Origin of the sequence: Methylorubrum sp. B1-46 (genome assembly GCF_021117295.1) — a bacterium.
GTDB lineage: Bacteria > Pseudomonadota > Alphaproteobacteria > Rhizobiales > Beijerinckiaceae > Methylobacterium.
Window position 1 is genome coordinate 2,134,532 of sequence record NZ_CP088247.1, and the last position, 13,943, is coordinate 2,148,474.

Sequence of the window (13,943 nt, forward strand, 5' to 3'; positions counted from 1 at the left end):
TATGGTCGGAGGGCGCGCGCGGGTGTAGATTTACGTCTGGGACCCCGATGAAGAAGCGTGCTCGCTCAACAGGCCGTATCCGTGCCCGCCGCCTTGCCTTAGGCGGCGGATCGCGCGAGCGTGTCCGTCCGCGCCCAGAGTCTCGGGCGATCGAACAGTCCGCCCGAGACTCTGGTGACGTGACGCTTGTCTCGGAACAGACTTTCGACGTCTTGCTGGCGCTTCTCGACAAGCCGCCCGAGGTCTCGGACGAACTCCGGCACGAGGTTGCGCAACGGCGCTGGAAATGATCGCCGGACGGTCGATCCTCACGGCGTGCGAAGCAAGGCCGCGATCGTCGCCATGGGCACCGCCATCCGAACGGTGTCCTCACCCGTATTGCTGATCGGGACGAACCCGTAATGGGTGTAGAGTCGTTGCGCCTTCTCGCCGACGGCATCGACGCTGGCGAGGGCTCCACCGCCATGCTCGTGTGCAACGAGTATGCGACTGAGTGCTGCCAGCATCAAATCGCGTCCAAAGCCGCGTCCTTGAACGCTGCGATCGACGGCAAGGCGCGCGATGAGCCAAGCGGGGATGGTCGGCGGTGTTCCATGGGGGCGGAGCCTTCGGGGCAGTTCGGCCCGGATAACGACGCTCGGAGCCAAGCCGAAGAACGCCCCCACTTGCAGCGTCTCTGCCAGAGTAGCAACGAAAACCCGAGTGAGGCCCTGCCGGTCGTTGGCGAACCCGCGCTCGCGCAACCATGAAGCCTGTCCGCGCTGATCGGCCGGCCCTGCATCGAAGCCCGCTACCAGATGGTGTCCGCTCAGACGTTCAAGCTCGCCGAGTTCCATCAATCGTCTCCGAGAGCAAGCGGCCGCCTATGAGGGAGCCCGATCACCCGTCGCTCAGCTCCACCGTCACCGGCACGTGGTCGGAGGGCTTCTCCAGCCCACGCAGATGCTTCTGCACGGAGGCCGAGACGAGGCGATCGGCGGCTTGCGGCGAGAGCAGCAGGTGGTCGATGCGGATGCCCTGATTCCGCGGCCAGCATCCGGCCTGATAATCCCAGAAGGTGTAGAGCCCGGCGCTCGGCTCGCAGGCCCGCAGGCCGTCCGTGAACCCTTCCGCCAGAAGCGCGCGGAAGGCGCGGCGGGTCTCGGGCAGGAACAGCGCGTCCTGCGTCCAGGCGGCCGGATCGGCGGCGTCCTCCGGCTCGGGGATGACGTTGAAGTCGCCCGCCAGCACCAGCGCCTCCTCGGTCGCCATCAGGGCGCGGGCATGGGTCCGCAGGCGGGCCATGAAGGCGAGCTTATAGGCGTATTTCGGCCCCGGCGCGGGGTTGCCGTTCGGCAGGTAGATCGAGGCGATCCGCACCGGCGCCGTGCCCTCGCCGTGCACCAGCGCCTCGATGTAGCGCGCCTGCTCGTCCTCGGCGTCGCCCGGCAGGCCGCGCAGCAATTGGGTGTATTGCAGCGGCGCGCGCACCAGCAGGGCGACGCCGTTATAGGCCTTCTGCCCCAGCGTCTCGACCGCGTAGCCCGCCGCCTCGATCTCGGCCCGCGGGAAGGCCGTGTCCTGGCATTTCAGCTCCTGCAGGCAGACGACGTCGGGCTTGGCCTCGTCGAGGAAGCCCAGCAGGTGGCCGACCCGCTGCTTGATCGAATTGACGTTCCAGGTGGTGATCCGCATGGGGCTCGGAGGTGGCTCGGCCGGAGGGGCTCCCGTCATCGGGCCTTCGCGCGGCCCTGGCAAGGCACCTGGGCTTGAGCGGGCGCGGAGGAGATCATCATGGACGCGTCGTGGTTCGAGCCGGTTCGGGCCTATTGCGAGCGCGGCGATGCCGGCTTCTGGGCCGAGCCGATCAATGCCCTGACGAACGCCGCCTTCCTCATCGCGGCCGGGCTCGCGGCGCGGCGCGCCCGTGGCGACGGCCCGGTCCTGGCACTCGCCGCCGTGACCTTCGTGGTGGGGATCGGCTCGTTCCTGTTCCACACGCTGGCGAACCGCTGGTCGATGCTGGCCGACGTGATCCCCATCGCCGTCTTCATCTACGGCTACTTCGCGCTGGCCATGGTCCGCTTCTTCGGCCTCCGGCCGCCGGCAGCGACTGCCCTCACGCTGGGCTTCGCCACCCTGAGCTTCGGCCTGACGCCGGCCCTCGATGCGCTGACCGGGCGCTCGGTCTCGGCTCTCACCAACGGCTCGATCGACTACGCTCCGGCGATCCTGGCGCTGCTCGGCGTCGGCCTCGCGCTCCTGAGGCGGTCGCCCGCCGCCGCCCGCTCCGTGCTCGCCACCGCCGGTCTCTTCCTCGTCTCACTCGCCTTCCGCACGGTGGATGTCGGCGTCTGCGCGCACTTGCCGCTCGGCACGCATTTCCTCTGGCACGGGCTCAACGCGGTGGTGCTCTACCGCCTGCTCGCCGTGGCAGCCCGGTTCAGGTCCGAGCGCCGGGCCTGAAGCGCGCCTCGGTGACAAGCTTGACGATTCGTCTCCAGCGCGGACAATTCCCGCTCGAACAAGGGCGGCGGCCGGCGATGGGCCGATGCCGCGGGGGATTGGATCGTGATCGGACGCACACGTCTCCTCCTGGCCGCCCTGTGCCTTGCCGTGTCGGGAGGGCGGGCCGCCTCCGAGACGGTTCAGGACGGACAGCTCTGGATCAACACCACCCTGTTCGGGTCGGTCGGGGATCTGGCCTTCTTCGCCGAGGTTCAGCCGCGCTTCGGCAACGGCATCTCGCAGCTCGATCAGCTGATCCTGCGCCCGGCGATCGGCTGGAAGGTCAATGACAGGCTCACGCTCTACCAGGGCTACGCCTATGTCGAGACCCGCGGCGGGACGGGCCCCGTGCGGTTCGAGGATCGCAGCTTCCAGGAGATCAACTGGAAGATCGGCGAGATCTCCGGCGTGAAGGTCTCCTCCCGCACCCGCTTCGAGCAGCGCTGGCAGTCCGCCGGGCGGGACGTGGGCTTTCGCCTGCGCGAGAACCTGCGATTCGCCAAGGCGCTGACGCAAGAGAAGGACAGCGTCTCGGCGGTCGGATGGGTGGAGGCGTTCGTGGCGCTGAACGACACCGATTGGGGCACCCGCGCCGGCTTCGATCGCGTCCGCACCTTTGTCGGGCTCGAAGTCCCGATCGGCGGGGAATCGACCGTCGAGGTCGGCTACATGAACCAGACCGCGCGGGCATCGGCCGGCGGCACGGAGGTGGATCACATCCTGTCCCTGAACCTGTCCGTGCGGAACTGAACCGGGACCTGAAGTCCGCAGGATGCGGCGCGGGTCTAAAGCCTCGTCCCGAAAGCCGGTGGCCACCTTTCGGGGTGAGGCTCTACCCTCCGATCCCGCGCGCCTTCAGGCTGTCGCCGATCTCCTCCAGGGCGGTCGGGTCCTCGATGGTCGGCGGCATCGAAAATTCCTCGCCGTCGGCGATGCGCTTCATCGTGCCGCGCAGGATCTTTCCGGAGCGCGTCTTCGGCAGGCGGCCGACAGTCAGTGCCAGCTTGAAGGCGGCCACGGGGCCGATCTCCTCACGGATGCGGGCGACCAACTCGCGCTCGATCGTCTCCGGGTCCTTGGCAACACCGGCCTTGAGCACCACGAAGCCGCAGGGCGCCTCGCCCTTCAATGAATCGCGGATGCCGATCACCGCACATTCGGCGACGTCCGGATGCGAGGCCAGCACCGCCTCCATGCCGCCGGTGGAGAGGCGATGGCCGGCGACGTTGATGATGTCGTCGGTCCGGCCCAGCACCGTGACGTAGCCGTCCGCATCCACCACGCCCGCATCCGAGGTGTCGTAGTAGCCGGGGAAGGTCGAGAGATAGCTCTGGCGGAAGCGCGCGTCCGAGCCCCACAGGGTCGGCAGGCAGCCCGGCGGCAGCGGGAGCTTGAGGGCGATGGTGCCCATCGTACCGGGCGGGACAGGCTTGCCGGATTCGTCGAGCACGTGGAGGTCGTAGCCCGGCATCGGCTTGGCGGTGGAGCCGTATTTCACCGGCAGCCGCTCGATGCCGATCGGGTTGCCGGCGATCGCCCAGCCGGTCTCGGTCTGCCACCAATGGTCGACCACCGGCCGCTCCAGCGCCCGCTCGGCCCAGGCCACCGAATCCGGATCGGCCCGCTCGCCGGCCAGGAACAGGGCGCGGAACTTCGACAGATCGTAGCCGCCGATCTGGTCGGCCCGCGGATCCTCCTTCTTGATCGCGCGGAGCGCCGTCGGCGCGGTGAACAGGGTGCAAACACCGTGCTCGGCCGCGACCCGCCAGAAGGCGCCGGCATCCGGCGTACCGACCGGCTTGCCCTCGTAGAGCACCGTCGTGCAGCCGTGCAGCAGCGGCGCGTAGACGATGTAGGAATGGCCCACCACCCAGCCGATGTCGGAGGCGCAGAAATAGACCTCGCCGGGCGCGACACCGTAGAGGTTAGCCATCGACCATGTCAGCGCGACGCAGTAGCCGCCGCTGTCGCGCACCACGCCCTTGGGGCGCCCGGTCGTGCCCGAGGTGTAGAGGATGTAGAGCGGGTCGGTCGCTGCGACCGGCACCGGGTCGGCCCGGCGCCCGGCCGCGCGGGCCCGCGCGACGCTCTGGGCCCAATCGCGGTCGCGCCCCTCGATCAGGCTGGCTTCGGCCTGCGGTCGCTGCAGGATCAGGCAGGCGTCGGGCTTGTGGCTGGAACGCTCGATCGCCGCATCGAGCAGGGGTTTGTAGGCGACGGTGCGGGCCGGCTCGATGCCGCAGGAGGCGGCCAGGATCACCTTGGGCGCGGCATCCTCGATCCGGGCGGCGAGTTCGTTGGCGGCGAAGCCCCCGAACACCACCGAGTGGATCGCGCCGATCCGGGCGCAGGCCAGCATCCCGAACAGGGCTTCCGGCACCATCGGCATGTAGATCACGACACGGTCGCCGTGACCCACGCCGAGGTCGCTCAGCAGGCCGGCGAGCACCGCCACCTCGTCGCGCAGCGCGCCGTAGGTGATCGTGCGCCGGGTACCGGTGACGGGCGAATCATGGATGATTGCGGCCTGGTCGGCACGGCCGCCTTCCGCATGCCGGTCGACGGCGTTGCGGCAGACATTGAGCCGGGCATCCGGGAACCAGCGGCCGTAGACGCCCTGCTCCGGATCGAAGGCGCGGGTCGGCGCAACATCCCAATCGATCGCCGCGGCGGCCTTCAGCCAGAAGCCCTCCTTGTCGGCGAGCGAGGCGGCGTGAAGGGCGGCGTAGGCACCGTCAGTAGGCGGGGCGACGGACATCGGCGTTTCCTCGTGCGGCCGGTTGGCCCGGCCCGTTCGAGGACGATGATAGCGCGGAATTCTCCGCCGCGCGCCGGCCAGACAGCAGAACCGCCGCGCTGGTGTCCCAGGCGGCGGTGAGGGCATGGTCCGAGTTCGGAGAGGAGCCGGCGACGTCTTCCGGGACGCGGCCGGCCGGAGGGCTGCTAGTGGAGGGTGTCTCCGCGCAGGCGCTCGATTTCGTCCTTGAGGTGCAGTTTCTTGCGCTTGAGTTCGGCGATGCGGAGATCGTCACTGGCGAGGGATTGCATCGCGTGGTGAAGCTCGCGCTCCAGGGCTTCGTGCTTGGCGGCGAGCTGGCTCAAATGCGTCTGCAAGGACATGAGGTGTCGCTCCTGTCACTGTTTCGGACGGGGGTAGACTGGCACAGGATGGCGGGCGTGTCGAAGCCATTCGGCGGCAAAATGGATGAGTCCGTAACAAGGTGATTTCAAATCTTCAGGAGTGGGGGTGAAGTGACGGTCGGGGCTAAACTTGACCGTTGCCAGCTCCGACGGGGCGGGAGAACCCGGTTCTGCGCCTTGCCCCACGGTCGGGCTTGGCGCATGGTCGCCCCCGGTCAAGGCCGGTGATGTGTTTCGAGCAATGATGGCGGACGAGGTTGCCAACGATGCGGTCGCGGATCCGGCCGGGGAACTCAGTCGGTTGCGGGAAGAGCACCGGGATCTCGACGAAGCCATCGAGGCGCTGAAGCTCAGCGTCGCCATCGATCAGCTCCAGTTGCAGCGGCTGAAGAAGCGCAAGCTGGTTCTGCGCGACCGGATCACCCATCTCGAAGATCAGATCACGCCGGACATCATCGCGTAGGAAATCGCGTAGGAAGAGGCCGGGCGACGATACGGCCTTCTTCTGAAGGCGTGGGCCTGGCCTCTGTCATGGCGAGGCGGAGCCGTGGCAATCCCGGGCGCGATCTATCCGGAGAAGTCGCGCTCTGGATTGCTTCGTCCCCGCCTCCCGATGACAGGGTTGGCACAGCGCCGGTTCGATCAGCCGGAAACCGTCTCATCCTGACCAGCACCGTGCTGGTGCGCTGTCGTCTGCGGCTTGGGCCGCGAGATAAGTTACTTGGCGAGATAGGCCGAGACGCTGGACACGCGGGTCCCGACCATCCGGACCGCCTTGCGCAGGCGTTCGTCGGAGACCTGGAGCAGATCGGCCCAGTGCTTGCGGGTGGTGCTGTCGTGGATGTCGATATGGGTCGTGTTGCGGGCGCGCAGGTTCTGGTCCACGGAGGACATTTGAGGGCTCGCTGAAATCAAGGGGACCGGCCACCGATGGCCGTTTCCTTCACAACGCGGTCGGTCGATTTCGGCTCCGGGCGATACGGCGGGAATCCGCGAGATTTTTGCAAGGTTCGGGCGATCCTCGGAGTATCGGCGCGTGGCCGCCCGACACGTCGCTCAACACCTTGCCGAGCCACCTGCCTTGCCGGGGTGCAGCGCGCCCTGTTATTCGGCCTTCTCGCGGGCTGACAGGCCCGCTCCCTCTGTCATGGGCCAGACGACGATGCTGGGATCGCCCCCGGTCGCGATCATCATGGGAAGCCAGTCGGACTGGGCAACCATGCGCAATGCCGCCGAGACGCTGGACGCGCTCGGCGTCGCCTACGATGCCCGCATCGTCTCGGCCCATCGCACCCCGGACCGGCTCGTCGCCTTCGCCAAGGGCGCGCGGGAGGCCGGCTTCAAGGTGGTGATCGCGGGCGCGGGCGGCGCGGCACATCTGCCCGGCATGGCGGCGGCGATGACGCCGCTGCCGGTCTTCGGCGTGCCCGTCGAGTCCAGGGCGCTCTCGGGCCAGGACAGCCTGCTCTCCATCGTGCAGATGCCCGCCGGCATCCCCGTCGGCACCCTGGCGATCGGCCGGGCCGGCGCCGTCAATGCCGCCCTGCTCGCCACCGCCGTGCTGGCGCTGACCGATGCCGACTTGGCCGAACGGCTCGACGCATGGCGCGCCCGCCAGACCGAGGCCGTCGCCGAGCGTCCGGACCCTTTGCAAACCTGATTTTGGCAAGCCTGACCTCACAAGCCTGACAACGACACGAATCACCATGGCTTCTTCCACGTCCACGCCGAACGTCCGGCCCGGCGGCACCCTCGGCATCGTCGGCGGCGGCCAGCTCGGGCGCATGATCGCGCTCGCCGCGGCCCAGTACGGCCTCAAGGTCCACATCTACGCCCCCGACGCCGACAGTCCGGCCTTCGACGTGGCCCATGCCCACACGCTCGCGCCCTATGACGACGCGGCGGCGCTCGCTGCCTTCGCCGATGCCTGCGACGTCGTCACCTACGAGTTCGAGAACATCCCCCACGCCACCGCCGCGGTGCTGGCCGAGCACGCGACCCTGCGCCCGAGCGCGACGGCGCTGCTCACCACGCAGGATCGCCTCTCCGAGAAGGATTTCGTCACGTCGCTTGGCATCCCGACGGCGCCCTACCGGGCGGTCGACACGGTCGAGGATCTGATCCGGGCCCTGGAGGTGCTGGGCCGTCCCGCCGTGCTGAAGACCCGGCGCTTCGGCTATGACGGCAAGGGCCAGCGGATGATCCGCGAGGGCGACGACCCGGCCGCCCTTTTGGCCGAGTTCAAGGGCGTGCCCTGCATCCTCGAAGGCTTCGTGCCGTTCGAGCGCGAGATCTCGGTGGTCGCCGCCCGCGGACCCGATGGCGCGTTCGCGGCCTACGACCCCTGCGCCAACGAGCACCGCGACCATATCCTCGCCCTCACGCGCGTGCCCGCGCCGGGGCTGACGCGCGCGACCGGTGAGGCGGCCATCGCCATCGCTCGCTCCATCGCCGAGGCGCTGGACTATGTCGGCGTGCTTGCGGTCGAGATGTTCGAGATCGCCGGGGCTGACGGCGCCGCCCGCCTCGTCGTCAACGAGATCGCGCCGCGCGTGCACAATTCCGGGCACTGGACGATCGAGGGCGCGCTGACCTCCCAATTCGCGCAGACCGTGCGCGCCGTCTGCGGCTGGCCGCTGGGCGACACCGCCCGCACCGGCGGCATGGCGGTGGAGATGGAGAACCTCATCGGCGATCAGGCCGAGGCCTGGGCCGGACTGCTGGCGGAGCCGGGTGCCCACCTTCACCTCTACGGCAAGGCCGAGGCCCGCCCCGGCCGCAAGATGGGCCACGTCACCCGGCTCGGAGTGCCTCAAAAAACGCCCGCTCACTGACCGTTCTCGCTCTGGCGCGGGCAGCGGGCGTGCTGTGAGAGACACTCAAGCTGCCCGGCTGAGGTGCTCCCCGGCGAAATCGCCGCCGGTTCGGCGCGAGGGCGCGCATCGAGCGACTCCGACGCTGAGCCGTTCGATCTGTCGCCTCTTCGCAACAGCAAACCTCCGTCGAACCCCGTTCGGTGCCTCGGCCGAAGCGTTGAAGACGCGAGCCACACCTTCGCCACATCCCGAGGTTTCAGCGGAGAGGACAGGGCGTTCGCGGAAAGCACGGTGCGCGTTCTACCGGTCTTCGCCGGACGAACGAGCCCGCTCTTGACCGGTTTCGGCTCAAAAACCTCCGCTTCACGGCCCGCGCCGGCCATGCGGATGTTTTGCGAGACCGTTTAAGCGCCCATTCACCGTGTTGCGGCAGCGTGCGCGCGACGGGATGATCCGGGCCCTTGAGGGGCCGCCGCGGAGATCCGGACGAGCGGGCGCGGGGGAGAACGTGAAGATGATCGGGATGACGCTGGACGGACGCAAGGCGGGGCTGATCGGGGCCCTCGCGCTGACGGCCGCGGCGCTGGCCGGCTGCGAGACCTATGGCAGCGCGACCGCCCCGCGCCAGTTCGCGGTGCTGGAGACCGACACCACGGGCGCCACCAACGTCAACATCGCCTCGCTCAGCGACGTGATCTCGCGCAACCCCTCGGATGCCGGCGCCTACGTCACCCGCGGGGCCGCCTATGCCCGCTCGGGCCAGTTCGGCGAGGCGATCACCGATTTCTCGAAGGCGATCCAGCTCGATCCGAACTCGGCCTCGGCCTACAACAACCGGGCGCTCGCCTACCGCCAGACCGGCCGCAACGACGCCGCGATGCAGGATTTCTCGAAGGCGATCGCCACCGATCCGAACTTCTCCGCCGCCTATATCGGCCGGGCCAACCTCGAGCGCGCGCAGGGCGACCTCAACGGCGCGCTCAACGACCTCAACGTCGCGATCCGTCTCGCCCCCGAATCGGCCGAGGCCTACCACGCCCGCGGTCTCGTGCGGCAGAAGCAGGGCCAGAACCCGGAGGCGATCGGCGACTTCGCGGCCGCGATCGACCGCAATCCCTTCGTCGCCGCGCCCTACGCCGCCCGCGGCCAGAGCCTGATCTCGCTGGGCCAGTACGACAAGGCGATCGAGGACTTCAACGCGGCGCTCAATGTCAACGCGAAGGATGCCGGGTCCTGGGCCTATCGCGGCCTCGCCTACGAGAAGACGAACCGCCGCAAGGAGGCGAGCGAGAGCTACCAGCAGGCGGCTCGCCTCGACCCCAACAACGCCGTGGCCAAGCAGGGCGTCGGCCGCATGCAGGGCGGCCTGTTCTAAGTGTCTCTCACAAAACGCCCGTCGCGCTGTCCTCGCCAGGGCGAGAACGGTCGGTGACTGGGAGTTTTGTGAGGCACTCTAAGACGTCGCCCGTTTCGAAAGTCCGGCGGACCGCCTTTCGGGGCGATGCGCGAGCGCCGTCGCCGATCTGATGGCATCAGGTCGGCGGCCGCGATCCTGGCGTCAACGCGTCTCCTTTCGAGAGGCCGGCGCACCTCCCCGTCGAAAGGCGCAGCGCAACACCATCGCTGAGAGCCGGCCGCCGAATCTCGAGGAGGCGTCCGGCCGCTCCACTGGCGAGCCCGGCTTCCGGTTGCGGGCAACGTGAAACCTGTGAGCGAGGCTCCGCGAAAAGCATTTCCCGGTCTATACTCCCATCCCGACGCGATCCCGAACGGATCGGGGCGAGTGGAGGGTAGGCCGATGTCGGATGGATCCGAGCTGCTCAACGGACGGCGTGTCCTCGTGGTCGAGGACGAGTACTTCATCGCCGATGATATGCGGCGTGTGTTCGAGGAGAACGGGGCGCAGGTGATCGGTCCCGTCGGGAACATCGACGACGCCCTGGCGATGATTGCGGAAACCCCCCGCATCGACGGCGCGGTCCTCGACATCAACCTGCGCGAGGTCATGGTCTTCCCGGTCGCCGACGCGCTCAGGGCCCGCGGCGTGCCGTTCGTCTTCGCCACCGGCTACGAGGAGAACGCCGTTCCGAACCGCCTGCGGGACGCGATCCACTGCGAGAAGCCGATCGAGCCGGCGCGCCTTGCCGAGGCGCTGTTCGGCCAGGCCGTCGCCTGCTGAGCGCGGGCATCGTCCCTCGAATCGACCGCGGGCCCGACGATCGCGTTGCCGCCGCCGGGCGCGTTCAGCCCGGCGCGTTCTCCGGCCTCCGGTGCTCGCAGGCGATGCGGCGGACCGTGCCGGTGTTCGAGCGGTAGACCACCGTCTCCGTCTCGATCAGGCCGGGGCTGAAACGCACGCCCGAGAGCAGGGCCCCGGTGGTCACGCCGGTGGCCGCGACGATGACGTCGCCCCGGGCCATGTCGTGCATGTCGTATTTCCGGTTCGGCTCGGTGATGCCCATCTTCGCCGCCCGCGCCCGCTTGTCGGCGGAATCGAGGATCAGCCGGCCCTGCATCTGCCCGCCGATGCAGCGCAGCGCGCTCGCGGCGATCACGCCCTCCGGCGCGGCGCCGGTGCCCATGTAGATGTCGACGCCGGTCTCGTCGGGCTTGGTGCAGTGGATGATCGCGGCGATGTCGCCATCCGAGATCAGGCGGATGCTGGCGCCGGTGTCGCGCACGGCGGCGATCAGGTCCATGTGCCGGGGCCGGTCGAGGATGATCGCGGTGACGCCTGCGGGCTCGACGCCCTTGGCGCGGGCGAGCGAGGCGATGTTCTGGGCCGGGCTCCAGTCGAGATCGACCGTGCCGGGCGGGTAGCCGGGGCCGATGGCGATCTTCTGCATGTACACGTCGGGCGCGGCGAGCAGCGAGCCGCGCTCGGCCAGCGCCATCACAGCGATGGCGCCCGGCATGTCCTTGGCGCAGAGCGTGGTGCCTTCCAGCGGATCGACCGCGATATCCACGGACGGACCGTTGCCGGTGCCGACGGGCTCGCCGATGAACAGCATCGGGGCCTCGTCGCGCTCGCCCTCGCCGATCACCACGCGGCCCTCGATCGGCAGCACCATCAGTTCGGCGCGCATGGCATCGACGGCGGCCTGATCCGCCTCCTTCTCGCGGCCGTGGCCGCGCAGGCGGGCTGCGGCGATGGCGGCGGCCTCCGTCACCCGCACCAGTTCGAGCGTCAGGCCCCGCGCCGTGGGATCGCTGAAGATCCCGGTATTGGCCACCGACATCGCGCTTCGTTCCTTATCCCCTGGGTCCGGCCTGTTTTCGGCCGGTGCCGATTGCCGGCCATCGCCCCGGCTGCGCCCGAGCGCGTGCGGGACGAGACGCGATGTGATGCTGTTTCGTTCCTGAACCGGATGTTACCTCCGGCAGCATCTTGCCGGAAGCGCGGCCGGCCTCCGGCCTATTCGCGCTCGATCCGGATCAATTGCGGCGCCTCGGCGAGCAGGCCGTCGCGGTCGATGGCGGCCAGCGCCTTGCGGACATTGCCCTCGGTGGCGGCGTAGGTGATCAGCACCAGCGGCACCGGCTGGCCGGACAGGCCCTGCGGGTCGCTGGAGGCGGCCTTGGCCGAGCGGCGCTGAACGATGCTCTCGATCGAGATGTTGGCCTCCGCCATCCGGGTGGCGACGCCGGCCGCGACGCCGGTCCGATCGTGAACCGTGAGGCGGATGTAGTAGCCGCCCTCGTGGCGCTGCATCTCGACCCGCCGGGGGCTTGCGAGGTTCGCCACCGGCTGCCCAAAGGTCGGGCGCACGACACCGGACGCCACATCGGTGATGTCGGCGACGACCGCGGAGGCCGTGGCCGCCCCGCCGGCGCCGGGGCCGATCAGGGTCAGCTCGCCGACCGCGTCGGCATCGACTGTGACGGCGTTGGTCACGCCCATCACCTGGGCGATGGCCGAGGCCTTCGCCACCATGGTCGGGTGCACCCGCTGCTCGATGCCCTCGGCGGTCGCCTGTGCGACGCCCAGCAGCTTGATACGGTAGCCGAGTTCGTCGGCCATGGTGAGGTCGAGGGGCTGGATCGCCGAGATGCCCTCGACGGAAACACCCTCGGCGTCGATCTCCACGCCGAAGGCGAGGCTCGTGAGAATGGCGAGCTTGTGGGCGGTGTCGAAGCCCTCGACGTCGAAGGTCGGGTCGGCCTCGGCGTAGCCCAGCGCCTGCGCGTCCTTGAGGCAGGCTTCGAAGGTCAGTCCCTCCGCCTCCATGCGGCTGAGGATGTAGTTGCAGGTGCCGTTGAGGATTCCGTAGACGCGGCTGATCGTGTTGCCGGTCAGCCCCTCGCGGATCGCCTTGATCACCGGGATGCCGCCGGCCACCGACGCCTCGTAGGCGAGCGCCACGCCGCGCTCCTCGGCCAGGCGGGCGAGCGCCGCGCCGTGATGGGCGAGCAGCGCCTTGTTGGCGGTCACGACATGCTTGCCGGCGCCGAGCGCCGCCTCGACCGCTGCCTTGGCCGCCCCTTCCGAGCCGCCGACGAGTTCGACGAACACGTCGATCTCGCCCGAGCGCGCCAGCTCCACCGGATCGTCGAACCAGTGCAGGCCCGAGAGGTCCACGCCGCGGTCGCGGCTCCGGTCGCGGGCGGAGACGGCGGTGACGGTGATGGTGCGGCCGGTCGTGGCGGTGAGCGCCTCGGCGCGGCGGGCGACCATGCCCAGGACGGAGGCACCGACCGTGCCGAGCCCCGCGATACCGAGGCGAAGGGTCTGCGTCATGGGAGTTCGCACCGTGATCGACGTTGGCACCGGATCCGTTCCGGATCGCCGCCCGCTATCCACGGCCGCTCGAGAACCCGCTTCGGAAGCGGTGGGGCGAGGGGCGTCGGGACACATCCGGAACGGCGCGCACTTCTGCAACGATTTGGGGGCGGTGCGCAAGGAAACGGGGCGGCAAGGAAACGGCACGGCAAGGGAAACGGGGCAGCCCGCATGTGCCGCCCGGTCCTCCGGCTCAGGGATCCGGTCACAGGTGTTTCACCGCACGCCCGACTCGCGCGGGACCCACGTGGCGGCCGGCAGAGAAACGGCATGCCGAAGATTGGCCTCAAACCACGCGTTCTTCTCCCCGATGGCACTGCCACGCTTGAGCCGCGGGCTCGGCGGTGGTGCCGACGGTGATGCGACCGCGCTCGGCGCGATTCTGAGGAGTTTCGACGATGAGGAACATCCTTCTCGGCGGTGTTGTGGCCGGCGCCCTGGCGCTCGGCGCCGCGCCCGCCGCTCAGGCACGCGACGGCATCGGGCCGGGCGGGGCGGCGGCGCTCGGCCTGCTCGGCGGCCTCGCCGTCGGCGGCGCCATCGCGGCGGCCAACGATCCCTACTATCCGGGCAAGCCGGTCTACCGGGCACCCCCGCCGCCGGTCTATGTCGAGGGGCCGATCTGCCACTTCGAGCGCCGCGAGACCATCGACCCCTACGGCGACATCTATGTCCGGCGCGTGCGCGTCTGCGAGTGAGGCCGCTTCTCTCCTCCCTTC

The 13,943-nt window shown here is 69.3% G+C and carries 15 protein-coding genes; 8 read left to right on the forward strand and 7 right to left on the reverse strand.

Annotation, left to right across the window (positions count from 1 at the left end; all coding sequences use genetic code 11):
• Nucleotides 1-308: 308 nt before the first annotated feature.
• Both LPC10_RS09945 and xth read right to left on the reverse strand, forming a co-directional pair.
• Nucleotides 309-836 (reverse strand): N-acetyltransferase, encoded by a 528-nt coding sequence (locus LPC10_RS09945; RefSeq protein WP_231346528.1) that lies wholly within the window; start codon nucleotides 834-836, stop codon nucleotides 309-311.
• 43 nt (nucleotides 837-879) lie between these two features.
• Nucleotides 880-1,674 carry an exodeoxyribonuclease III gene (gene xth / locus LPC10_RS09950; protein WP_231346529.1) on the reverse strand — a complete coding sequence of 265 codons (795 nt, stop codon included), beginning with the start codon at nucleotides 1,672-1,674 and terminating at the stop codon, nucleotides 880-882.
• A gap of 99 nt (nucleotides 1,675-1,773) precedes the next feature.
• On the opposite strand from xth, the gene LPC10_RS09955 reads away from it, so the two are divergent.
• Together LPC10_RS09955 and LPC10_RS09960 are read left to right on the forward strand one after the other, a co-directional pair.
• Nucleotides 1,774-2,445, forward strand: a complete 672-nt coding sequence (locus LPC10_RS09955) for a ceramidase domain-containing protein (protein WP_231346530.1) — start codon at nucleotides 1,774-1,776, stop codon at nucleotides 2,443-2,445.
• 105 nt (nucleotides 2,446-2,550) lie between these two features.
• The gene (locus tag LPC10_RS09960; RefSeq protein ID WP_231346531.1) at nucleotides 2,551-3,237 is read left to right on the forward strand and encodes a DUF2490 domain-containing protein; all 687 of its coding nucleotides are present in this window, start codon (nucleotides 2,551-2,553) and stop codon (nucleotides 3,235-3,237) included.
• An 82-nt stretch (nucleotides 3,238-3,319) separates the two neighbouring features.
• Here the strand turns inward: LPC10_RS09960 and LPC10_RS09965 are convergent, their stop codons facing one another.
• Entirely contained in the window at nucleotides 3,320-5,245 is a 1,926-nt protein-coding gene (locus LPC10_RS09965; RefSeq protein ID WP_231346532.1) for a propionyl-CoA synthetase, read from the reverse strand.
• 185 nt (nucleotides 5,246-5,430) lie between these two features.
• The gene (locus tag LPC10_RS09970; RefSeq protein WP_003603176.1) at nucleotides 5,431-5,607 is read right to left on the reverse strand and encodes a YdcH family protein; all 177 of its coding nucleotides are present in this window, start codon (nucleotides 5,605-5,607) and stop codon (nucleotides 5,431-5,433) included.
• Nucleotides 5,608-5,869: 262 nt separating this feature from the next.
• Here LPC10_RS09970 and LPC10_RS09975 point away from each other — a divergent pair, with 262 nt between their 5' ends.
• The gene (locus tag LPC10_RS09975) at nucleotides 5,870-6,091 is read left to right on the forward strand and encodes a YdcH family protein (protein WP_231346533.1); all 222 of its coding nucleotides are present in this window, start codon (nucleotides 5,870-5,872) and stop codon (nucleotides 6,089-6,091) included.
• 254 nt (nucleotides 6,092-6,345) lie between these two features.
• On the opposite strand, the gene LPC10_RS09980 is transcribed toward LPC10_RS09975, so the two are convergent.
• Nucleotides 6,346-6,522, reverse strand: coding sequence for a DUF3606 domain-containing protein (locus LPC10_RS09980; RefSeq protein WP_108939906.1), 177 nt, complete (start codon nucleotides 6,520-6,522; stop codon nucleotides 6,346-6,348).
• Nucleotides 6,523-6,775: 253 nt separating this feature from the next.
• Between LPC10_RS09980 and purE the strand changes: the two genes are divergently transcribed.
• The 4 genes from purE (at nucleotide 6,776) to LPC10_RS10000 (ending at nucleotide 10,623) form a co-directional block, all read left to right on the forward strand.
• Nucleotides 6,776-7,288 carry a 5-(carboxyamino)imidazole ribonucleotide mutase gene (purE, locus tag LPC10_RS09985; protein ID WP_231346534.1) on the forward strand — a complete coding sequence of 171 codons (513 nt, stop codon included), beginning with the start codon at nucleotides 6,776-6,778 and terminating at the stop codon, nucleotides 7,286-7,288.
• A 46-nt stretch (nucleotides 7,289-7,334) separates the two neighbouring features.
• Nucleotides 7,335-8,462 (forward strand): 5-(carboxyamino)imidazole ribonucleotide synthase, encoded by a 1,128-nt coding sequence (locus tag LPC10_RS09990; RefSeq protein ID WP_231346535.1) that lies wholly within the window; start codon nucleotides 7,335-7,337, stop codon nucleotides 8,460-8,462.
• A 496-nt stretch (nucleotides 8,463-8,958) separates the two neighbouring features.
• Nucleotides 8,959-9,819, forward strand: coding sequence for a tetratricopeptide repeat protein (locus LPC10_RS09995; protein WP_231346536.1), 861 nt, complete (start codon nucleotides 8,959-8,961; stop codon nucleotides 9,817-9,819).
• Between the two features lie 423 nt (nucleotides 9,820-10,242).
• A complete protein-coding gene (locus LPC10_RS10000; protein ID WP_231346537.1) occupies nucleotides 10,243-10,623 on the forward strand; it encodes a response regulator in 381 nt (126 codons plus the stop codon).
• 64 nt (nucleotides 10,624-10,687) lie between these two features.
• Here the strand turns inward: LPC10_RS10000 and glpX are convergent, their stop codons facing one another.
• Nucleotides 10,688-11,683, reverse strand: a complete 996-nt coding sequence (gene glpX / locus LPC10_RS10005; protein ID WP_231346538.1) for a class II fructose-bisphosphatase — start codon at nucleotides 11,681-11,683, stop codon at nucleotides 10,688-10,690.
• A 176-nt stretch (nucleotides 11,684-11,859) separates the two neighbouring features.
• On the reverse strand, nucleotides 11,860-13,182 hold the full coding sequence (locus LPC10_RS10010) for a homoserine dehydrogenase (protein WP_231346539.1): 1,323 nt from the start codon (nucleotides 13,180-13,182) through the stop codon (nucleotides 11,860-11,862).
• 440 nt (nucleotides 13,183-13,622) lie between these two features.
• On the opposite strand from LPC10_RS10010, the gene LPC10_RS10015 reads away from it, so the two are divergent.
• A complete protein-coding gene (locus LPC10_RS10015) occupies nucleotides 13,623-13,922 on the forward strand; it encodes a hypothetical protein (protein ID WP_231346540.1) in 300 nt (99 codons plus the stop codon).
• Nucleotides 13,923-13,943: the final 21 nt, after the last annotated feature.